At 58.3% G+C, this 20,823-nt stretch carries 18 protein-coding genes and 1 pseudogene; 11 read left to right on the top strand and 8 right to left on the bottom strand.

What is annotated here, in order from left to right; all coding sequences use genetic code 11:
* Positions 1–4: 4 nt before the first annotated feature.
* The 6 genes from E2N92_RS03150 (at position 5) to E2N92_RS03125 (ending at position 7,148) form a co-directional block, all read left to right on the top strand.
* The gene (locus E2N92_RS03150; RefSeq protein ID WP_220682250.1) at positions 5–1,261 is read left to right on the top strand and encodes a purple acid phosphatase family protein; all 1,257 of its coding nucleotides are present in this window, start codon (positions 5–7) and stop codon (positions 1,259–1,261) included.
* Positions 1,262–1,265: 4 nt separating this feature from the next.
* Positions 1,266–2,114, top strand: coding sequence for an argininosuccinate synthase (locus tag E2N92_RS03145; protein ID WP_220682249.1), 849 nt, complete (start codon positions 1,266–1,268; stop codon positions 2,112–2,114).
* A complete protein-coding gene (locus E2N92_RS03140) occupies positions 2,111–2,695 on the top strand; it encodes a molybdopterin-dependent oxidoreductase (RefSeq protein ID WP_220682248.1) in 585 nt (194 codons plus the stop codon). The genes E2N92_RS03145 and E2N92_RS03140 overlap by 4 nt, the downstream gene beginning before the upstream one ends.
* A complete protein-coding gene (gene wtpA, locus E2N92_RS03135) occupies positions 2,692–3,693 on the top strand; it encodes a tungstate ABC transporter substrate-binding protein WtpA (RefSeq protein WP_220682247.1) in 1,002 nt (333 codons plus the stop codon). The genes E2N92_RS03140 and wtpA overlap by 4 nt, the downstream gene beginning before the upstream one ends.
* 441 nt (positions 3,694–4,134) lie before the next feature.
* Positions 4,135–5,277 carry a PocR ligand-binding domain-containing protein gene (locus tag E2N92_RS03130; protein ID WP_220682246.1) on the top strand — a complete coding sequence of 381 codons (1,143 nt, stop codon included), beginning with the start codon at positions 4,135–4,137 and terminating at the stop codon, positions 5,275–5,277.
* Positions 5,278–5,972: 695 nt separating this feature from the next.
* On the top strand, positions 5,973–7,148 hold the full coding sequence (locus E2N92_RS03125) for a PocR ligand-binding domain-containing protein (protein WP_220682245.1): 1,176 nt from the start codon (positions 5,973–5,975) through the stop codon (positions 7,146–7,148).
* Positions 7,149–7,516: 368 nt separating this feature from the next.
* Here E2N92_RS03125 and E2N92_RS03120 read toward each other — a convergent pair whose 3' ends face one another.
* The 3 genes from E2N92_RS03120 to E2N92_RS03110 are packed head-to-tail and all read right to left on the bottom strand — an operon-like array spanning position 7,517 to position 10,362.
* Positions 7,517–8,629 (bottom strand): 3-isopropylmalate dehydrogenase, encoded by a 1,113-nt coding sequence (locus tag E2N92_RS03120; RefSeq protein ID WP_220682244.1) that lies wholly within the window; start codon positions 8,627–8,629, stop codon positions 7,517–7,519.
* Entirely contained in the window at positions 8,608–9,105 is a 498-nt protein-coding gene (locus E2N92_RS03115; RefSeq protein ID WP_220682243.1) for a 3-isopropylmalate dehydratase small subunit, read from the bottom strand. The genes E2N92_RS03120 and E2N92_RS03115 overlap by 22 nt, the downstream gene beginning before the upstream one ends.
* Positions 9,106–9,108: 3 nt before the next feature.
* Entirely contained in the window at positions 9,109–10,362 is a 1,254-nt protein-coding gene (locus E2N92_RS03110; RefSeq protein ID WP_220682242.1) for a 3-isopropylmalate dehydratase large subunit, read from the bottom strand.
* A gap of 84 nt (positions 10,363–10,446) precedes the next feature.
* On the opposite strand from E2N92_RS03110, the gene E2N92_RS03105 reads away from it, so the two are divergent.
* From E2N92_RS03105 to E2N92_RS03090, 4 genes and pseudogenes are all read left to right on the top strand, one after another.
* Positions 10,447–10,719, top strand: a complete 273-nt coding sequence (locus E2N92_RS03105; protein ID WP_220682241.1) for a hypothetical protein — start codon at positions 10,447–10,449, stop codon at positions 10,717–10,719.
* A gap of 119 nt (positions 10,720–10,838) precedes the next feature.
* Positions 10,839–11,708, top strand: coding sequence for an ion transporter (locus tag E2N92_RS03100; RefSeq protein WP_220682240.1), 870 nt, complete (start codon positions 10,839–10,841; stop codon positions 11,706–11,708).
* Positions 11,709–12,495: 787 nt separating this feature from the next.
* Positions 12,496–12,723 (top strand): annotated as a pseudogene (locus E2N92_RS03095) (hemerythrin domain-containing protein); the annotation flags it as partial.
* A gap of 112 nt (positions 12,724–12,835) precedes the next feature.
* On the top strand, positions 12,836–14,557 hold the full coding sequence (locus tag E2N92_RS03090; protein WP_220682239.1) for a histidine kinase N-terminal 7TM domain-containing protein: 1,722 nt from the start codon (positions 12,836–12,838) through the stop codon (positions 14,555–14,557).
* On the opposite strand, the gene E2N92_RS03085 is transcribed toward E2N92_RS03090, so the two are convergent.
* A complete protein-coding gene (locus tag E2N92_RS03085) occupies positions 14,547–15,137 on the bottom strand; it encodes a HemK2/MTQ2 family protein methyltransferase (protein ID WP_425515758.1) in 591 nt (196 codons plus the stop codon). The two genes, E2N92_RS03090 and E2N92_RS03085, sit on opposite strands and share 11 nt — an antisense overlap.
* A gap of 92 nt (positions 15,138–15,229) precedes the next feature.
* Here E2N92_RS03085 and E2N92_RS03080 point away from each other — a divergent pair, with 92 nt between their 5' ends.
* Positions 15,230–16,024: an ABC transporter ATP-binding protein gene (locus E2N92_RS03080; RefSeq protein ID WP_220682238.1), complete on the top strand. Its 795-nt coding sequence runs from the start codon at positions 15,230–15,232 to the stop codon at positions 16,022–16,024.
* A gap of 380 nt (positions 16,025–16,404) precedes the next feature.
* Here E2N92_RS03080 and E2N92_RS03075 read toward each other — a convergent pair whose 3' ends face one another.
* The 4 genes from E2N92_RS03075 to E2N92_RS03060 form a co-directional block, all read right to left on the bottom strand.
* On the bottom strand, positions 16,405–16,713 hold the full coding sequence (locus tag E2N92_RS03075) for a nucleotidyltransferase family protein (protein ID WP_220682237.1): 309 nt from the start codon (positions 16,711–16,713) through the stop codon (positions 16,405–16,407).
* A 108-nt stretch (positions 16,714–16,821) separates the two neighbouring features.
* Positions 16,822–17,391, bottom strand: coding sequence for a hypothetical protein (locus E2N92_RS03070; RefSeq protein ID WP_220682236.1), 570 nt, complete (start codon positions 17,389–17,391; stop codon positions 16,822–16,824).
* 18 nt (positions 17,392–17,409) lie between these two features.
* The gene (locus tag E2N92_RS03065) at positions 17,410–18,351 is read right to left on the bottom strand and encodes an immunoglobulin-like domain-containing protein (RefSeq protein ID WP_220682235.1); all 942 of its coding nucleotides are present in this window, start codon (positions 18,349–18,351) and stop codon (positions 17,410–17,412) included.
* Between the two features lie 50 nt (positions 18,352–18,401).
* A complete protein-coding gene (locus E2N92_RS03060; RefSeq protein ID WP_220682234.1) occupies positions 18,402–20,357 on the bottom strand; it encodes a S8 family serine peptidase in 1,956 nt (651 codons plus the stop codon).
* Positions 20,358–20,823 lie beyond the last annotated feature (466 nt).

Genomic DNA, 20,823 nt, shown 5'->3' with positions numbered 1-20,823 from the left:
CGGCGTGAGATCTGATCACAGGAAACTCGGAGCATGGTGCTTCCTCGCCATGTTCCTCCTCCCCGTCGCCGTCGCCGCCGCGGGGGACGGTCTCCTCTGGGGGCCGTATGTCACCGGGACCGACGAGACCTCGGCGGTCATCTCATGGAAAACCCCCGGGCCGAGCGGTGGTGCGGTGGCGTACGCCGACGAAGCGGCCTTCTTCGAGGGCGGGTATACCGCGGAGGCGACCGACCTGGAGAAAACCCCTCTTCACCACGTCGCCCTCACCAATCTTACCCCAGGGACCGTCTATCACTATGCGGTGACCACAGACGGCGTGACCGGTCCGGACTGCCGGTTCAGGACCTTTGGAGATGGGCCGTGCACCTTTGTGGTCTATAGCGACACGAGGGGGCAGGCCCCGTATTTCACCCCGCTTGAGCGGCACAAACTTGTCGCCGACCGGATTGCAGAGGAAGAAAACCTCTCCTTTGTCCTCCACTGCGGGGACTTCGTCACGTACGGCCACGACCTCGACGAGTGGAACCAGTTCTTTGCATCAGGGCGGCAGATGCTTGCAAATACCACCATCTACCCGGCCATGGGCAACCATGAGGGGAACCGTTCGGTGTACTACGAGACCTTCGGGATGCCGGAGTGGTACTCCTTCGACTGCGGCCAGGTCCATGTCGCCGTCCTCGACTCCAATGACTGGGCAAAGGGGCGGCTCGACGAAGAGACCACATGGCTGGAAGAGGACCTCGCCGGTGCCGGGGAGCGGTGGACCTTTGCCGCCTTCCACCACCCGATCTTCTCGTCCAACGAACGGCACTGGGGCGGAGACCGTACCCTGCGCCAGGCCTGGACCCCGCTCTTCGAGCGCTACGGTGTCGACGGCGTCTTCAGCGGGCATGTCCATGCCTACGAGCGATACGAGGTGAACGGGACCGCGTACTTTGTGATTCCCTGCGGCGGGGAGGCGCTCTACTCCCTTGCAGAGGAGAAGATGGCCGGGTATGCGAACAGCCTTGAACACACCCTCGCCTACTTGCGGGTCCATGCGAGCGCGGAGGGAGTCACGGCCGAGGTGGTGCCGGTGGCCCAACTCTCCGGGGACAGCAGGGAGGTGGTGAGTCTCTACCCGCCGAACAGCACGTTCGAGACGGTTGCGATGACACCGCAGCGTGCGGGAGAGGGCGCCGCACAGACGCCCCTCTCTCCTGTCTGTGCCGGTGCGGCATTCGGTATCGCCGCACTGTGGCTGAAAAAAGAACGGTGATTGTATGAACGGAACAAAAAGGGTATTTCTGATCCTGCTCCTCTGCGCATGTTTTGCAGGGGTGCAGGCCGCACCGACGGACTCGGTGTATGTAGTAAAAATTGCAGACGACGGCACCACGGTGCTCAACGAGACGACCGTCGACTACCAGTGGATGGAGAAGAACCTCCCGGTCCTCGGGGACGGCGTGACTCATTATTACCACCAGGGCCCGGTCTTTGCCGAGGACAAAGAGACCCAGTGGGACGTAAACGAGACCACCAACTTCAAGGACCGCGGCTCGGTGAAGGGCACGAATGTTGCCGACCTCTGTGACCTGGTCGGCGGGATGGCGCCCGGCGACGAGGTGATGGTCAAGGCAGGCGACGGCTACCACATCGAGTTCGGATACGAGAACGTCTACGAACCCGCACCGCGCCAGGGCCCGATCGGGATCTGCTGGTACAACGGCGAGGACGCAGCCGTCGGCGAGCGGCAGGGCGTCGGCTATCCGCCTGACTATCATGCTGCCATGCGCCTGGTCTTCTTTGCCGACAACTCCACCAACCCGGAGGGCAAGCATGTCTTCGGGAACCAGGATATGCGCGAGTGCTTCCCGCCCGAACGCCTCCACCTCTTCGACGACCTCTACCCCTCGACCTCGGGCTACACCGTGAAGTGGATCGACGAAGTGCGGATCTATGAGGGCGGGTATGCCGGGGCGAAGAATGTCCCGGTCAAGTCGCTCCAGGGATCCGCCGAGGTCAAGACGACCATCCCGACGTCCGCGCCGACCACGCAGAGCCCTGCCCCGATCGTCGGACTGCTGACCGGGCTTGGTGTTGCCGGTCTGGTATGGAGGATGCGGGGATGAAGCGCAGTTTCGTCAGGATCCTGGCTATCTTTGCCCTCATCTGCGCGGCGGCCGCCTGCGGGTGTACCGGAACCACCGAGACCACCGATCCCGCGGCTTCGGCCGGAGACGAGATCGCCTGGAACCTCACGGTCACCGACGGCACCCAGGAGAAGGTGCTCTCCTTCGCAGAGATCAAGGCACTCCCGGCCTGGGAAGGCTATGGCTATGCGGTCTCCACGGTCGGGATCAAGTACGGGCCGTACACCGTGAAGGGCGTGCCCCTCACGACACTCTTCGATCTCGTCGGCGGGTTTGAAGAGGGCGATCAGGTCGGAATTTCAGCGCCCGACGGTTACTACTGGGTCTTCGACGACGAGCAGATGTCCGGGAAGGGTTTTGTGACCTTCGACGAGAATCTCAAGGAGAAACCCTCACCTGATCTCACTCCGATCCTCGCCTACGAGTTCAACGGGACGGCGATCCCTGACGGGGACGGCGGTCCGCTCAGGATCGTGGTCGCCACCGATGAACCGGGCACCATCACCGAGGGAAGCGCCTGGGTGAAGTGGGTGGACCGGATCGAGGTGAAACGTTCATGAGGGGCACCCCCCTCGTTCTCCTTGCCCTTGCGGCGGTCTTTGTTCTGGCCGCAGGGTGCACCGGCGGCGACGACACGCCCACCACCCTCAGGATCGTCCCGGCCGGGAGCCTTCTTCTCCCTATGGAAGAGGTGGAGGCAGGGTTTGAGGCGTCCCACCCTGGTGTGGACGTCCAGATCGAGGGGCACGGTTCCATCCAGTGCGTGCGACAGGTGACCGACCTCCACCGCGCCATCGACGTGGTGGTGGTCGCGGACGAGGCACTCATCCCCGACATGATGTACCGGCCGATGGAGGAGGGGGACGGGAACTACACTGACTCGTACACCACCTTCGCCACCAACCAGATGGTCGTCGCCTACACCAACCAGAGCACGTATGCCGACGAGATCACCCCGGAGAACTGGTACGAGATCCTTGCCAGACCCGACGTCGTCGTCGGGATCTCAAACCCCATGCTCGACGCCGCGGGCTACCGGTCGCTGATGGTGACGACGCTTGCCGGGGACTACTACGGCAACGGATCCATCTATGGCGCCATCCTCGGCGATCATCTCAGGCCCGCACCGGCGGTCTCTCAGGAAGGAACCACCACCGTCATCACCCTCCCTGAGGTTCTCAAGGCCGAGGGCGAGAAGGTGCGGGTGCGGGACGGGAGCATCTATCTTCTCTCGCTCCTGGACGCCGGCGGGGTGGACTATGCCTTCGAGTACCTGAGCGTCGCCGAGGGGCACGGCCTGCAGTACGTCACCCTGCCGACCGAGATCGACCTCAGTTCGGCGGGATATGCAGATGAGTATGAGAAGGCCGTGGTCAAACTCGGTTTCCAGCGGTTTGGTTCCATCGGGAGCGAGCGGATCGGCAACCCTATCGTCTATGCGGCGACGGTCCCGAACACCGCTCCACACCCGGAGCTTGCCCGCGAGTTCATGGACTACATGGTCGCTCAGTTTTCAGAGGGCCATGGCGAGGGATGGCCCACACCCCTCCCCGCCTGACGGTCAAAAAAGGTATAATGGCTCTGGAGAATCGGGCATGAACTGAAGCACGCCTCAAGCATACCAAATGAAAATCACCGTGAATCTCTGGGGCGTGCAAGGATCCTCAATTCCTCTCCTCACGACAGGGAAGCGAGGAGGTTACCACTCAATCACCGCCCCCCGAACCCCCGCGCGAAGAGAGATGGTGGACTACAACCCCCCTTTCATGGTCATTTCTCCGTCTTCAGCCTCACTCTTTATTCAGGGGGTCCGGGAGCAGCGCCCCCGGCGTGAGCACGAGGGAAGGCGATGAAAAGAGGATGTTTTCTACAGAGCCATTTTTCTATATATGGTTGATTAAAAAAATAAAACAGTCTTCTTTCATGTAATCATATAAAGCAAACCTTACTAATAGTATTGAAATTTTATCTATGGGTGCAAAACCCCGCACGGAGGACAATGGACCACAGTACCCCTGAAAAAGGGATCCGACTCTCTGATTTCACCGACATCTGCAAACTGGAGGAGTTGATGAAAAACCTCCACGAACTTACCGACGTTCCCTCCTCTATCGTCGCTCTCGACGGTACGCGGGTGATCACGGCCGGCGGACAGCGTTTCTGCATGGTGTCCTGCCGTCGGTGTGCAGGGGGACCGTCCCTCTCCTGCTGTGATCCTGACCGGGTCCAGGGTCTGAAATGCGGAGAGTCCGCCATGGTCGGGTGCCGGAACGGCTTCAGCATGATCGTCGCTCCCGTATGCCTTGAAGGCAGGCCGGTCGCATTTTTCTTTGGCGGGCCGCTTTCATGCCCGGACACCGAGTGTTGTTATGCTCCTGACCCGCAGAAGAGTGCGAGGTTCCTCCCTCTCATCTCCACCTTTACCGGGATGCTCTCGATGTGCATCACCCACAGTTTTCAACTTTTCAGAGAAATGGAGGAGAGAAAACGGGCTGAAAATCGTCTTTCCCATTCGGAAGGCCTCTACCGCGCGATCTTCGAGCACAGCGGGACTGCGATGGCGATCGTCCGGAGCGACGGTTCGATCGTCCGGGCAAATATCGGCTTCGGGAACCTGCTCAAGATCGAGCCGGGCGTGCTCTGTGGGATACCCTGGACCCTGTTTGTCTCCTCTGAGGAGAGAAAGAGGATCATGGAGATCCATGAAAGACGCGACTGCGATCCCCTCTTCTCGATGAACGGGTATGAGATCGCCCTCACCAGCGTGGACGGCAGGGAAGTCTCTGCCGTCCTGCATACCGGGAAGATCCCGGGGAGCGACCGCTATGTGCTCTCCCTCATCGACGTGACCGAACGCAGGCGTCTTGAAGAGATGCGGGAGGAGGCATTTGCCCAGATCGAACGGAACTTCACCCAGCTCGCCGTCCTCAACGACCAGATCCGAAACCCCCTGACCGCCATCGTGGGCCTTGCCGGGATGGCCGGGGGTGTTCTCTCTGAGGCGGTCCTCAAACATGCGATGGAGATCGACGATATCGTCACCCATCTCGACGAGCGCTGGCTGGAATCAGAGGCCGTACGCGGCTTCCTGCAGAAACATTACGACACCGAGCGTCCGCGGCCAGAATCGCCTTGGGGGTAGAATCAGGGCTTAACAGCTTGTTAGACGCGGCCATGAACCTTGGGTTCATGCCTGATTGCCATGAAAATGATCTCGAAGACTGTACTATCGGTTCGGATGAGGATTTGACCATGCTGAGCCCCATAACTGGTATGCAGAGACCAAATACACCCTCTGAACGATCAAGGACTCTGCCTTCCCGCCCCGATCTTCGTCCCGGCGGTAGGGAGGCGGCGCCGCCGGAGCGTATGAGGGGTGAAGGCGTGATGATCAGGCGTGCCGCCCCCAATCGCAGCATCTTCTCCGCCGTCTCGTGCCGGGGGGCCGTGCCCCCCGGACCTCCCACGCCGAGGATAGGGCGGGGGCGGCGATTGAAAAAGGTCTCCATCGAGTCTCCAGTCTTGAAAAAAGAGAGATCAAGCGACGGTAAATTTTCATCCAGTATGCCTGAGGCGTGCTCTCAACTCATGCCTGATCTAAAGTACTCCGATTCAGGTCAATGGGCTCCTCTGATCCTGGAGCGATCCGCTCTCAGCCCTCAGATTCTCAAAGTGTGATATTTATACTTTTATTTATTTGATCTGAACGGTAAAATAATTATAATATTCAAAAAACGTATATGGATCAGAGGAATGAATATATAGCCTCGTTACCATAACCCGGAGATTAGAGAGATGAACGGAGAGCTTCTCAGAGAAGCAGGGAGTTGATCGAGTATGGGAGACCCTTTTGTTGATGAAACTCCAGAACTCACCAGGCTGTACCTCATACTCAATGAGGTCAGCGAACTCCTCGGTTTCAGGTCCAGTATCGTCACGCTTGAGGGTCGCGAGTGCGTCTCTCTCGGGGAGGTGCGAGTCTGCTCCGAGTTCCATAAGGGGCATGCGGCAAGCGGGCGAACGTGCAGGACGTGCATGGCCGGACTCGGCACCTATGCTTCATCGAGAAATTCTTTTGTATTCCTCTGCCCTCATCGCCTCTGGCGGGTTGCCGTCCCGATCATCATCAGAGAGAGGCATGTGGCGACCCTCCTCGGACCACCCTTTTTCCGTTCTGAAGAGGAACAGAGGTCAGGTTATTTTCTGGCCATGGCACAGCGTTACGGGTACCGCGTCAGAGATTACAGCGACGCTCTGATGGAAGTGCCGATATTCTCAGAGGCGGAGGTTGAACGGGCCAGGAAGGGTTACATCGTTCTTGCGCATTTTCTCTCATATGGCCTGACCCTTTCCCATCGGTCCGCGACCGAGGCCAGAGAACGCAAAAAGGTCGAAGGCCGACTGAAACGCTCGGAAGATATTCTGAGGACGGCATTTGAACACACCGGGACGGCGATGGCGGTGGTCAGGGACGATGGGTTTCTGCTCCATGCGAATACACAATTCGGCGAAATCCTTGGTGAAGACTCGAGGCTCCTGAGAGGGAGGCGCTGGACCTCATTTGTCGATCCTGACCGGCGGCAGGTGCTTGATGGGATCCACCGATGCAGAAAGGAAGATCCTGTTTCCGCTCCTGACCGGTACGAGGTCGTACTCAGGCGGGCAGACGGGAAGGAGGTCGAGGTGCTCCTGACCGTGGGGAAGATTCCGGGAAGGTCTCTCTATCTGCTCTCTCTTCAGGACATCAGCGAGCGCCGAAAGATGGAGGTTCTCAGGAAGGAGGCGCTCGATCAGATCGACCGGAATTTCACGCAGCTCGCCTCGCTCAATGATCGGATCCGAAATCCCCTCTCGGTCATCGTCGGGCTTGCCGAGATGGGTGACAACGAATTCTCCGAGCAGGTGATCCAGCATGCTCGAGAGATCGACAGCCTCGTCAGCGACCTCGACCAGTGCTGGCTGGATTCCGGTGTGGTGCGGCGGTTCCTCAAAAAGTACTATGATGATGAATAGGGCTGCTGGTTCGTTCATCACTCATAGGTCGGCCCTGGAGAATCAGGCATGAACCCTGGGCTCAAGCATACGCGATGAACATTTTCTGAGCTTCGCTTCGGCATGTGGGTGGATCCCTCTCAATCGCCGCCCCCCCTATCTTCGTTGTGGGGGTCCGAGGGTGCAACCCCCGGCGCGAGACGGTGATAATCTGCGATGATGGCGGCATGTCTGATCATTCCATCACGCCTTCCGAAACCCGGTGGCGGGGGCGCTGCCCCCGGACCCCCGGCATGGCGATAGGCCCGGGAAGGCGGCGTAAACGGTCCTGAAGAAAGGGCGGCCAGCACCCTCTCATCAGCACTTCAGATCAGTCTTCACCACGGCCGTTATCGTCGCAGCAGCGCCGCGACGTGGTCCCCGACGTCTGCGGTCTTCGCCGCGCCGCCGAGGTCGCGGGTCACCACGCCGTCCCGGATCGTCCCCTCGATCGCCTGCACGACTCCTTCCGCCGCCTCGTGCTCGCCGAGGTGGTCGAGGAGGAGGGCGCCGGCCCAGATGGTGGCGATGGGGTTGACGACGCCGAGGCCCCGGTACTTCGGGGCCGAACCGTGGATGGGCTCGAACATCGAGGTGCCCGTCGGGTTGATGTTCCCTCCCGGTGCGAGGCCGAGGCCGCCCTGGATCATCGCCCCAAGATCGGTGACGATGTCGCCGAACATGTTCGGGGTGACCACGACATCGAACCACTCCGGGTTCTTGACAAACCACATCGTCACGGCGTCGACGAAGGTGAGCTCGGTCGCCACGCCGGGGTGGCGCCCCTCGACCTCGGAGAAGACCTCGCGCCAGAGCCCGTAGACGTCTGAGAGGACGTTTGCCTTGTCGACCGAGGCGACCCGCCGCTGCCGCCGTTCGGCGAGGTCGAAGGCGTACTCCATCACCCGCCGGCACCCCTCGCGGGAGAGCACCCCGATCTGGTAGGCGATCTCCTCGGCGTCGCTCTCGACGTCGAGACCGAACTTCACCGAGTAGAGATCCCTGACGACTTCGAGTTCCTTTTTCTCACTCTGCCTGAAGCGCGACCCGATCCCGACATAGAAGTCCTCGGTGTTCTCGCGCACCACGACGAAGTCGATATCTTCAGGCCCCTTTCCGGCGAGCGGGGTCTGGATCCCATGCAGGAGACGGATCGGCCTGAGGTTCACGTACTCGTCGAAGGAGAACCGCATCTTGAGGAGGATCCCCTTCTCCAGGATGCCGGGCTTCACGCGGTCGTCGCCGATGGACCCGAAATAGATCGCGGGGTACCCGGAGAGTTCTTTGAGTTCCTCCTCGGTGACCAGTTCGCCGGTCTCCAGGTACCGCTCGGCCCCGATATCGAAGTCGGTCCACTCGATATCAAAGTCGTATTTCTCTCCCGCGGCATCGAGAACTTTCTTCCCCTCGTCGAGGATCTCGGGGCCGATGCCGTCCCCGCCTATCGCTGCGACCCTGTACATAATTCCACCTCCTTCATCTCTTTTGCATATTCGACCAGCCCCCCGGCGTCGATGATCGCCTGCATGAAGGGCGGCACCGGTTCGATGGGGTAGTCGATGCAGTCGGACGTGAGCACACCTTTTTCTATGTCGACCGTCGCCTCGTGCCCCTCGACAAGCCCGCCGGTGTCGTGACAGACCAGAGGGAGGATCCCGGTGTTCACCGCGTTGCGGTAGAAGATCCTGGCAAAGGACTCGGCCACGACGACCTTCACCCCCGCGCCGAGGAGGGCGAGGGGGGCGTGCTCGCGGGAGGACCCGCAGCCGAAGTTCTTGCCCGCGACGATGATGTCGCCGGGCTGCACCCCGGCCCTGCAGTCGTCCCTCGTCCCCTCGAAGACATGAGCTGCGAGTTTTTCGGGCTCATACTCGGTGAGGAACCGTCCCGGGATGATCGCGTCCGTATCGATGTCGTCGCCGAATTTCCAGATCCGCATTCTTCACACCTCCCTCGGGTCGGTGATCGCGCCGGTGATCGCGCTTGCCGCCGCTGTCGCCGGCGAGCAGAGGTAGACCTCCGCTTCCGTGCTCCCCTGCCGTCCCCTGAAGTTGCGGTTCGAGGTGGAGAGCGAGACTTCGCCGGGGGCAAGGAGGCCAAAGGCCCCGCCCATGCACGGGCCGCAGCACGGCGCCTCGACGAGCGCACCCGCTTCGACGAACCGCTCGACCAGTCCGGCCCTGAGGGTCTTGAGGTACTCCTCCTTCGAGGCCGGAACGACGATCACCCGCACCTCGTCGGAGAATGTTCGGTCGCCGAGCACCTCGGCGGCCTCGGCGAAGTCCTCGTACCGGCCGTTCGTGCACGAACCGATGAAGACCTGGTCGATGGAGGTGCCGGCGACCTCGTCGACGTCGACGACATGGTCCACGTTGTGGGGGACCGCGACCTGCGGGACGAGATCGGTGACGTCGTATGTCCGCCGGTCGGCATAGACGGCGTCCAGGTCAGGGGCGAGGTCGGCGATCTCCGCGCCCGGCCGCCGGGCCTGGAGATAGTCGCGGGTGACGGCGTCGGGCGGGACGATCCCGGCCTTTGCCCCCATCTCGATGGCCATGTTGCAGCAGGTCATCCGCCCGGCCATCGGCATCGTCTTGATGGTCTCGCCGCAGAATTCGAGGGCCTGGTAGGTGGCGCCGCCCGCGCCGATGTCGCCGGCGATGGAGAGGATGAGATCTTTTGCCCCGACGCGGGGGGCGAAGGCGCCGGTGACCTCGACCCTGATCGATTCGGGCACCCTGAAGTAGAGGGCGCCGAACTTGAGGACAAAGCCCATGTCGGTCGAGCCGATGCCGGTCGCAAACGCCCCTGCGGCCCCGTAGGTGCAGGTGTGCGAGTCGGAACCGACGACGATCTCGCCGGGGGCGGCGTGTCCCTTCTCCATGAGCACCTGGTGACAGACGCCCTCGCGAAGGTCGTAGTTGTGGATCTCCTGCTCGCGGGCGAAGACCCGCATGAACTGCTGGTTCTCGGCCGCCGGAACCGAGTCTGCCGGGACCTGGTGGTCGAAGAGCATCACGATCCGTGCCGGATCGAAGACTTTCTCCCCGCCCATCTCTTTGAACACTCTGACCGCGAGGGGGCCGGTGATGTCATGGACCATTGCCCGGTCCACGGGGGCCATCACCACCTCGCCTGCCCGCACCTCCCGGCCGCACCGGGAGGAGAAGATCTTCTCGACAAGCGTCGTTCCCATGGATGATCACCTTTGATGGACTCCGGGGGTTTTTCAACTTTTGGGAGACGCAAGATTGATAGGAGTAGCGGGTGAGGTGCTTCCATGCTCAGGTGTCCGAAGTGCGGGAGCACCGACCTCTATCAGGTGCTCGGGGGGTATGCGGGCATGAGGTACCGGTGCAAGCAGTGCGGGTACACCGGTTCCTTCGTTGTCGAGTCGGAGGAGGAACTCCCGTCGCCTGAGAAGGGAGAACACAGGACGGAAAAATCGGTCTCGGTCTACCGCTGGATCAGGATCGCCGCCCTTCTTCTCCTGGTCTTCCTTGCGCTGAATTATCTCGTCGGGGTTCTTCGCAGGATGCTGGCACCGATGTGAACCTGCGGGGCGGCGAGAGGGAACGGCCTGATATGATTCGAAGGGGTTGTCCTGCTCGCACTCTCCCCACTTGAGATCACAAATCCCTTTTTGATGAACGTGGACTGGTACTGCGCGATATGTTCAGGAACCGACTCTATACCATCCTTGAAGGAACCGACGAAGGAGGTGCGGTGGGTGAGGTGTTCAACACCTTTATCGTCGCCCTCATCGTCGCCAACGTGGCCGCCGTCGTCCTGGGAACCGATGCGTCTCTCTATCTGAGGTATCAGTTCTTCTTCGACTGGTTTGAGGTCCTCTCGGTTGCAATCTTCACGGTGGAATATGTTCTCCGTCTCTGGACGGTACCTTGCAACCCTGCGTTTGCGGGGCGAGGCGGCCGGGTGCGTTTTGCCGCGTCGCCCATGGCGATCATCGATCTCGTGGCCATCCTGCCCTTCTATCTGCCGATGATCATCCCCATCGATCTCAGGGTGCTGCGGATGCTACGTCTGCTCAGGGTCTTCCGGCTCTTCAAACTCTACCGCTATTCCGAGGCTCTCAAAATGCTCGAGCGGGTGATAAAGGCCGAGAAGGAGGCACTCATCGTTGTCGGGTTCGTCCTCGTCGTTCTCCTTGTCCTCGCCTCGACGCTGATGTACTGTATCGAGCACCATGCCCAGCCCGAGGCCTTCTCCAGTATCCCGATGGCGATGTGGTGGGCGGTGGCGACGCTCACCACCGTCGGGTACGGGGACGTCTACCCCATCACGCCACTCGGCAAACTCCTCGGTGGGTTCATCGCTGTTCTCGGGGTCGGGATGTTCGCGCTCCCGGCCGGGATTCTTGCCTCGGCTTTCGGGGACGAGATCAAAAATCGGCATGAGAATAAGCGTATCTGCCCGCATTGCGGGAGATGCATCGACGAACCTCCTGCCGAAAACGAGAACCCGGTGGGGAGTGTCGAGGACGGGTCGGCCTGGCCGGTAGCGGCCGACACCCCTCAGTGATTATGGCTCGGGTGCATTGCTCTTCTGGCGTGAATATGAGGGGCTGATCACACCCTCGCCCCTCCGTGATGGATCGGCAGAGGCCAGGAACACCCTCGAAACAATCACCGCCTGCCTTCCCGCTCCTATCACAATCCAGGGGGTCCGGGGGCAGCGCCCCCGGCGCGAACGTGTGGGAAGGCACGTCGATCAGAAGGGCCGCCCCACAGAAGAACGAGAAATTTTACCCTGTTCTCTCTCGCCGGGGGCGGCGAAGTGCTCGGTTCCCGTCACCCTCACGGCCAGGAGAAGAGGAATTGAGGGTTTACCATGAAAATGATCCTGACGATGAACCCGAGAGGTCTGCATGGGGATTTCTTCTCACCGGAATCCCTCACAACTGATATACGAAGTACAGAATCTCCTTCAGAATGATCGGCCGCCCTTCAATCGCAGAATCTTTTCTGGTATTTCGCGAGATGATAGGGCGGGGGCGGCAATGAAGTGACGGTCCCATCTGGTGTCCTGCTCTGAAGAAGGAACACGGATCCAAACACCCTGGAAAACCACGATCATTTTCATCCCGTATGCTTGAGCCCCAGGGTCATGCCCGATTCTACAGAGCCGAGATTTCGGGAGATATTTTCCCAGATACTTGGAACTGTCAAATTCTATTCCGCCACAATCTGAGAAATTTGAGTGAAGTGGCAAACTTAGGCTTCATGAAGCCATGCGTTCGGGTCAGGGGAAGGAAGCGCTCGAGAAAATTCTCGGGGAACTTGCGGCGTACACCTAATATCACTTCGGCACCGAGGAACAGTACATGCAGAAGTTTGGATACCCTGGATATGCTGCTCATAAAGAAGAGCATGATGCCTTCGTCGCAGAGGTTGCAGGGTTTCAGAAAGCATATGCCGCTGGACGACTCGGTCTCTCCATCGAAGTGATGAAGTTCCTGTGCGGCTGGGTTGCAGGCCACATCACCGGGAGCGACACGCACTACACCACGTGCTTCAGAGAGCATGGCCTTTCCTGAAATACGACTTATTTTATTTTTATATGACAAATTATACGTATCGTGCCTGAAGCTCGAAGGCGATGATATTTATTCTCGAGCGATGAAGCCCTGGTATACGTAGTGATCCCTGATGATCTGGCAATACTCCCCCCTGCCTCCCCTCCTTCTCATATCGGCAGTCCTGACCGCCGTCATAGCCTTTATCGCATGGAAGAACCGGAGGTCGCCAGGCGGAGTAGCGCTGACGATCTTTCTCTCCGCTGCAACGATCTGGAGCGCTGCCTATGCCCTGGAATTCTCCGCTGCCGACCTGGAATCAAACCTCCTCTTCACCGACATCGAATATTTCGGCATCGCAATCGTTCCCATTGCATTACTTGCCTTTGCCCTCTCCTACACGGGACGGGAACATCTGCTCACCAGGAGTCGCGTTCTCCTTCTTGCGCTCTTCCCGGCACTCACCATCATAGCGATGCTCTCCAATGACCTCCATCACCTGTATTATACCGGGTTCACCCCCTCCATCGACGGCGGCGCCGTGATCTGGCTGTTCCATTACGGTCCGCTCTTCTGGATCTTCTGGAGTATCGCGGCACTCCTGATCCTCGCTGCACTCGTCCTCCTGATCACTCATCTGTTCGATGCCCCGGCAGCCTACCGGAGCCAGATCGGTCTCCTCCTCATCGCCTTCATCGTGCCGCTCATCGCCAATGTACTCTACGTCCTGAAGATCGGGCCTGTTCCCGGACTTGACCTGACGCCCGTTGGTTTTCTTGTCACCGGTCTGACTCTGGAGGCGGCGACGATCAGGTATCAATTCTTTTCGGTCACTCCCCTGGCTCGGTCCCTTCTTCCCAGGATCACGACCGACAGCATGATCGTGGTCAATGAGTCAGGGCGGATCGTCGATATCAACCCGTCTGCCGCCACGATCGCCGGTCTTCCCGAAGAGGCCGCGATAGGGATACCTTTCGACCGGGTCTTTCCCTCCCTGAAGCCGGTTGTTGCCGGATGCACCGAAGAGACCGGGATGAGCGAGGCCGAGGTGGCGATGACGGTCGGGGGTCAGGCCAGGGTGTTCATCAGTCGGTGCCAGAGGACGAAGGAGTCTTCACGCGATATGGCCGGGTATCTTATCGTCCTCCACGACGTCACCGACCTGCTGCACGAAAAAGCGACGTTGAAAAAGGTAAATGAAAAAATCGGGATTCTGGGGGATATCACCCGTCACGACATCCTCAATCAACTCACGGCTGTCACAGGATACATGGACCTCGCTCTTGATTCTGAGGATATCGGTGAGATCAGGGGGGATCTCAGGAAATCGCTCGCCGCGGCTGAGAACGTACGTCACCAGCTTGAATTTACCCGTGACTACTCGTCACTCGGGAGAGGAAGTTCGCGGTGGTTTGATCTTGTGGCGGTGGCGCAATCGGCACTTATCTATGCCGAACAGAACGGGATGCAGGCCGGCATCTCCTGCAATGGCGTGAAGATCTGCGCCGATCCTCTCATCGAACGGGCCCTCTTCAATCTGGCTCACAACGCCGTCGCCTACAGCAGGACGGCGACTGAGTTCAGGATCTCGTGCACACTCGCGGGGGACGGACTGGTTCTATTCGTGGGGGACAACGGCATCGGTATTCCAGACGAGGAGAAGGAGATCATCTTCAGGCATGGTGTCGGGAAGCACACCGGCCTCGGGCTCTTTATGGTGAGGGAGATCCTCGGAATCACCGGCATGACGATCAGAGAGACCGGGACCGCGGGGTCGGGCGCATGTTTTGCGATCATGGTGCCACCCGGGTGCTTCAGGATCGATCGCACCGGAGAGGACGTCGTCACCCGGTGAGGCGGCAGAGGTCGCGACCGATCCGCAGCACGACCAGGTCTTCATCCTCCACCCTCTCTTCAGCAACGAGAATCACGATATAGCCGAGGTCTGCAAAAAGCTTCCGCACCTCGTCGACGCCGGTGAGCGAGGAAACGAGGAGGAGAACGCGGCCGAAGGGGGCGAGCACCCGCCCGACCTCTTCGGCGAACCGCTCGATGGTCGCCCGCCCGGTCGGGCCGCCGTCCAGCGCATATTCCAACCAGTCGTCGATCCGCTCCTCGGGCAGGGTGGGGAGGTAGGGGGGGTTGAAGAGGACGAGGTCGAAAGGGCCGCGGAGGCCGGCGAAGAGGTCGGTGCGCACCGTCTCGACGCCCTGCTCTCGCCCGGCCCTGACCGCGTGGGGATTGATGTCGGTGGCGACGACGGCGGCGGCCCGCTCCCTGAGGGCGGCGATCACCGTCCCGCTCCCGCACCCCACCTCGAGGACGCGGTCGTCGGACCGCACTTCGGCGAGGGCGGCGTCACGCAGGAGGAAGGTGTCCTCCGCGGGCTGGTAGACCTGGTCTTCGGGGGAGCGTGAGAAGAGGGGCATTGTCATATCATGGGATGCGCGGAGGCTTGAGTCCTGCGGTGAGGATACGCGCCCACACACCGCAACCGGTATCAGGGCAGACCGGAGATAAGAACACCATGAAGGCCCCGCACTCCCCTCCGTTGCTGGACTTTGCCAACCTCACGGTGATGAGAGGGGACAAAAAAGTCATCGACTCCCTCTCGCTCACCGTCGATGCCGGAGAACATCTTGCGATCCTCGGGCCGAACGGCGCCGGGAAGTCGTCGCTGATCAGGACGATCACCCGCGAGTATTACCCGCTGGCGGAGGAAGACCGGCGGTTCAGGATCCTCGGGCAGGAGGTCTGGGACGTGAGCGGACTTCGCTCCATGCTCGGCATCGTATCCTCCGACCTGCAGTCCGTCTTTTCCCGCGAGATCACCGGGCGCGAGGTGGTCCTCTCAGGGTTCTTCGCCAGTGTCGGGCTCTACCATCATGCGGTCACCGCCGCGATGGAGGAGCGGGCCGACGAGGTCCTCGGGTTCCTGGAGGTCGAGCACCTCGGGAACCGTCCCATGACGGAGATGTCCACCGGCGAGGCGCGGCGGTTCCTGATCGGGCGGGCGCTGGTCCATGATCCGCAGGCGCTCGTCCTCGACGAACCCACCACAGGTCTCGATCTTCACGCCCTCCATCATTTCCGCTCGGTGCTGCGAAAGATCGCCTGTTCAGGCACCGGCGTGATCATGGTCACCCACCACCTCCACGACATCATCCCCGAGATTGCGCGGGTGGTCATGATGAAGGACGGGCGGGTCTATGGGGACGGCCCGAAGGAGGAGGTGCTGACCGACGAGGTGATCGGCGGACTCTTCGATGTGCCGGTGCATATCAGGGAAGAGGGCGGGTGGTATTATGCGACCGGGTATTAGGATGATGGTTGCATGTTTGCACCCCGTTTGCACCGAAGTTGCACTGAAAAAGTGCAATGAAAGCGGACGGAGAAATGGCCTTCGAGTACCTTTAGAGGAGAGAGGAGAGAGATCTCTCTCTCCTATAGTACTAGATTGCACCGGATTGAGGGAGCACCCGGCACGCTCGATCGGTCGGGGTCTCTGCGGGGGTGTGCGTGCGATCGGGATCTGGGTGCACATGAGGATCAAATCCCGGTTAAAATTCTTTGATGAAAGAATAGAATTCAGAATGGCTCTTGTTCCATAGCACTGCCGGAGTGCAAAGGAGTGCAAACGGGTGCAAAAGTGCAACCAGGACGAAGGGGTATATGCTCGGCGGCATGGTGAGATAGACCTCTTCACGCTTCACACCAGATCACCTCGCCTTCGATGTACGGCCTGAGGTAGGGGTCGATCCCGCCGGTGGTGATCAGGTCCACCCTCCGGCCGAAGAGGTCTTCGAGGTAGGTGATGAGGGCCATGAAGTTCCGGAACGTAGCCTTCCCTTCCGAGAATTCGACGAGGATGTCGATATCACTCGTTGGAGTCTCCTCCCCTCTGGCAACAGAGCCGAAGATCCCGATCCGCTTCACCCCGAAGTTATCTCTGATCCGGGCCGACCGCTCCTGCAATCGTCTGAGATCGTCGGTCTGGAGGTGAATGGCCACGTCTAATCGAGAGGATCTGGGAGATTGGAGTATATATAGATGCTCACCGCAGGACGGCAAGCACCAGAAAAATGGCGAACGAATTTTTCCCCATGCCGTCTCTTCGGTTCATGCTCCCCGCTCAAATGATTCGTTGAAGAAGAGGAACGACGTGTCATTATATTTCATCATCAGGGTATCGCCCAGATAGACGGAATCGGTACGGTTGGAAACATCCCTGATTTTATAATAGGTCGGGGAGGGTTTGTTTTGATCAGGAGAATTCGGTACCTGTGCACCTCCGCCTCGCACTTCGCCAGCCTCTTCATCGACGATGAAGGCGAAGAGGATGTCCCGGTACCTGATGAAGAGTTTCGGATCTCGATCACAGTACGGATCATCTCGCGGACACGAATGGAATATCACCGCAATTTTTTCCGGGATCCCACCGCGCCTGATCAGTTCCTGTGCCCTTTTATCCTGAAGCGCGATCGCGGCGATAGAGGATCCGTTCGTCGTGATGAGTTCGGGGGTGTCGACGGGAATCGTGGAGAGGTCGATGCCGTACTGTTCCTTCGCTGTCGATGCCGGGTTGGAGGTGGTTGCGGGGGCGGAGATCTTCTCGGTCTCCTCCTCGACACAGCACCCTATGGCCGAGATCAGAACGAGAAAGAGGAGTAAAAGTGATAAGTTTCGCATTTCTCCTCTGTCCTCCCCTCATGCTCCTCTTCGGATCTCTTGAATGGTGAACTCCCCGGATACGAACTCGATGGGGCCTTTGTAAGTGCCGAATCTGAGGACGATCCGGTATATCCCCGGAGGTGCGGTCATGTTCTCCTCGAACCAGGATTCGCATTTTGTGCCGCCGGTGTCCCACCAGTAGGTTTCCGTCTCACCTGGTTGAAGATTCCAGCCATTAGACAGTATATGATAGTCTGTGCAGGGGAGAATTTCGGCAGGGGTCCAGTTGCCGTTTGTTTTCGTCTGGATCTCGAGGGGAGTGTTTGAAGGAAAACGACTTTCTTCAGCACCATTGTTTATGACCTGGAACGTAACGACGTCGCCGGCAGAGTACGATGTTTCATCGGTGACGATCTCCAGGTGGGAACCGTCTGAGAAGGTGGATATGTTGTACATCGCAGGTTCGCCTTCTGGCCTCTCCATGAGGGTGAACTCATCGGATGCAAAACCCCCGTGAAAGACGATTCTGTACTGACCAGGGGGTGGGGTTGTCATCTTTTTGTCGGCGATCCGGCAGCCTTTACTGGTATCCCACATGAACGTTTTCGTTTCGCCGGGATGAACAGACCAGATATTTTCTGTCGGCCCCATATTCACGCCAAATGCCCTGAAACTGATCCAGGTGCCGTTCTGTTTTATCTGGGTGGAGATCGGGGCACCGAACAGGAACTCGATTTTTTCATGTCCGTTGTTCTCGATCCCGAAGGTCACGATGCCGCCGATATAGTATGACCCATGATCGGTGAACACCCTGACGCCACGATCATCGTGGAGTGTGGGTGTAGGAGACAGAGGAGTATCAAGAGAGGGAGAGGGGGTTGTGGAAATATTTGCTGGAGGTGGAATATCTGCATTCATACAACCCGCAATGACTACCGCAATGATAGTCAGCATGAGTGCCGGCAAAATTTTTTTCATTGTTTCACCTCATCGAATGAATTCCTGCAGCTAAAAAAAGGTTGATAATCTCATGCATAACAGTATGCAAAGCCGATCCGTTCAAAATCATCGTCCAGATCACTCCGATCTACCTGTATCGTATATGTTCCACTGACTGGTGCTGTGAATTCGACGATCTCATAACTATTGTCGAAGCTAACCGAATCTGTAATTAAATTACTGTCAGGATCGTAAACTGTGAGGTCCAGGTCAGATCGTAGTGGATCGCTTGACGGAGGATGATTATCATTGGGATGCGAGTTCCAACAAAGGACAGCACGGATCACCTGTCCTCTTGATGCGTAGATCTCATAAACTTTTGGGAAGTCAAAATAGAGTAGCGTTTCGTGGAAAACGTGATTGTCCCCTGCAATATCATCAGCTATCGAGCAGTCGACTCCGCCTGCTCCGTCTCTATCACTTAATCTACTTTCTCCTTCGAGGTTGTTGATCGCAGACGCCATGATGGCAGCTTTGACGGATTCAGGGTAGTTTTCGAGCCAATCGACTCGGTCTATGAGAAGCGCTGCTTCACCGGAAACGACTGGTGCGGCAAAACTGGTTCCGGCGCCTGCATCGGATATCCATGGATTCGATCTCGATGTTGAGAACATACTGATTTCATCGTCGATTCCGCTTGGTGCAACAACTTCGGGTTTTTCCCTGTCGCCATGACTTGATATCGGATCTTTGAAACTTGAATAGTATGTCACAGCATCGTCTGACCATGTTGCAGAGTCGTGATCGTCGTATGCCCCGACAGTTATCACATTATACGCGAGTCCCGGACTTGTGATGTTTCCACCAGTGCTTCCGAGATTACCCGCAGATTTGACGACAGTCTTATGATCATAATAGACGACATGATCATAATACCGGTCCATCTGGTTCATGTGGAGGGTATGGAGTTCTTCCGGAGGATCGTTGATGCTCCACGGCCACATAAAACTACATGAAAGGATATCTGCCCCGTTTGCAATCGCCCACTCTGTCGCTGTAATGATATCGCTGTCCGTAAATTCATCTCCTGCGTTTGCACTCATGAGAGCGGGACAGCCGTTTGCAATACCCCGATATGACTGGTGGGTGCTTGCAATGATGCCAGCAACCCAGGTTGCATGATCACTCAAATCTGAAGTTGATTCTGGAGGATCGTAATAACTTCCTTCGGCTAAATATGGATTTGTAAATGCAATGCCTTGATCTTCAATAACTGCAATTTGGACCCCCGATCCTGTGATCCCCCGATTCCAGACATCAGGTGCCTTCACCGACGGTGCCGCAGAATTCAGTTCAACTTTACCCGACCCTGAAAGGGCGATCGATACGACATCGGATCTTGTGCTCAGTTCGAGTATCATATCAGGAGGCAGGTCGGCAAATATCGACGGAGAGAGTTTGCTGGCATAGGTGATCTCGATCCCTTCTGCCCTGAGAAGATCGATCACCGGCTTTTCATGCGAGAGATACATCTGTGTTCGGGACTCGCGCGATTCCTCTTGTTTTTTGTCACTCGCGTCCTTTTCGATCTCAGGCATGTTTTCTGGCTCGGTCATCCAGATCCATATGGATATGTTCTCATCCGGGTCTGCTTTCTGGAGTTTTTTGTATAGATCTGGAGAGAACTTTCCATATCGATCCGCATACTCTGCTTGCTCTGTTTCTGCAACTCGATCGACATCCACGACATTCTGCTTTTCATCTATACTGACTGGATAATACTCCTCTGATTGCGTATCCCGCACTTTATATGAGTGTATTATCTCACCCGTGAGAGGATACTGCGCTACTGCCGAATGACGGATCTCCAGTTGTTCTATAGGAATATTATTCCTTTCAGAAACCACTTTAAGGGCTTTTTCTTCGAAAATCCGGTTTTCGTCTGAATATTCAGAAAGAGAATCTGCACTTGCTCCCGTCGCCATACTCACCAGCAACAGTGCCATGAGTATGGAGAATGACCACATCCCAGTCCTTTTGTTCATCTGATTTCCTCCCAATTTCTCCTGGAAGGCGGAGGATCGCAACGGCCATCTCTGATGAAAACCAACAACCCGATTGGCCTTCCAGGCAGTCACAAGGGGCCGAGCGTGTACACCGATCAAAGATGCCCGACCCCCTGTTGGACGTCTGTTCAGGCGTCCACGGCAGGTTGTATAAATCTATTTGTATATGTGGCTTGTGAGCTCAGTCTCTGCATATTGGAAAAAATAGGCTTTGTAGGGCTTTGTTGAAATCATCTGGATTGCTCTCTCTCCGGGGGGCTGGCCGCCCCCCCGAGTCCCCCCGCACCACGATAGGGGGGGGACTGCAACCCCATCTTCATGGCCATTTCTCCGCCTTCCCGGCCCTATCATGGGGGTCTCGGAGCCTCTCCCCCCGAAACGTGAGCATGCAGGAAGGCGATGGATTCAGTTCACCGGGGGGTTGAGGTGATGAAAAGAGGATGTT

This window comes from Methanofollis formosanus, assembly GCF_019633745.1.
GTDB lineage: Archaea > Halobacteriota > Methanomicrobia > Methanomicrobiales > Methanofollaceae > Methanofollis > Methanofollis formosanus.
This window is presented reverse-complemented; position numbering and strand designations above follow the sequence as displayed.

Coding starts and splice junctions, on each gene's coding strand:
- E2N92_RS03145 (WP_220682249.1), top strand. CDS start 1,266: ATGAACGGAACAAAAAGGGTATTTCTGATCCTGCTCCTCTGCGCATGT.
- E2N92_RS03140 (WP_220682248.1), top strand. CDS start 2,111: ATGAAGCGCAGTTTCGTCAGGATCCTGGCTATCTTTGCCCTCATCTGC.
- wtpA (WP_220682247.1), top strand. CDS start 2,692: ATGAGGGGCACCCCCCTCGTTCTCCTTGCCCTTGCGGCGGTCTTTGTT.
- E2N92_RS03130 (WP_220682246.1), top strand. CDS start 4,135: ATGGACCACAGTACCCCTGAAAAAGGGATCCGACTCTCTGATTTCACC.
- E2N92_RS03125 (WP_220682245.1), top strand. CDS start 5,973: ATGGGAGACCCTTTTGTTGATGAAACTCCAGAACTCACCAGGCTGTAC.
- E2N92_RS03120 (WP_220682244.1), bottom strand. CDS start 8,629: ATGTACAGGGTCGCAGCGATAGGCGGGGACGGCATCGGCCCCGAGATC.
- E2N92_RS03115 (WP_220682243.1), bottom strand. CDS start 9,105: ATGCGGATCTGGAAATTCGGCGACGACATCGATACGGACGCGATCATC.
- E2N92_RS03110 (WP_220682242.1), bottom strand. CDS start 10,362: ATGGGAACGACGCTTGTCGAGAAGATCTTCTCCTCCCGGTGCGGCCGG.
- E2N92_RS03105 (WP_220682241.1), top strand. CDS start 10,447: ATGCTCAGGTGTCCGAAGTGCGGGAGCACCGACCTCTATCAGGTGCTC.
- E2N92_RS03100 (WP_220682240.1), top strand. CDS start 10,839: ATGTTCAGGAACCGACTCTATACCATCCTTGAAGGAACCGACGAAGGA.
- E2N92_RS03090 (WP_220682239.1), top strand. CDS start 12,836: ATGATCTGGCAATACTCCCCCCTGCCTCCCCTCCTTCTCATATCGGCA.
- E2N92_RS03085 (WP_425515758.1), bottom strand. CDS start 15,137: ATGACAATGCCCCTCTTCTCACGCTCCCCCGAAGACCAGGTCTACCAG.
- E2N92_RS03080 (WP_220682238.1), top strand. CDS start 15,230: ATGAAGGCCCCGCACTCCCCTCCGTTGCTGGACTTTGCCAACCTCACG.
- E2N92_RS03070 (WP_220682236.1), bottom strand. CDS start 17,391: ATGCGAAACTTATCACTTTTACTCCTCTTTCTCGTTCTGATCTCGGCC.
- E2N92_RS03065 (WP_220682235.1), bottom strand. CDS start 18,351: ATGAAAAAAATTTTGCCGGCACTCATGCTGACTATCATTGCGGTAGTC.
- E2N92_RS03060 (WP_220682234.1), bottom strand. CDS start 20,357: ATGAACAAAAGGACTGGGATGTGGTCATTCTCCATACTCATGGCACTG.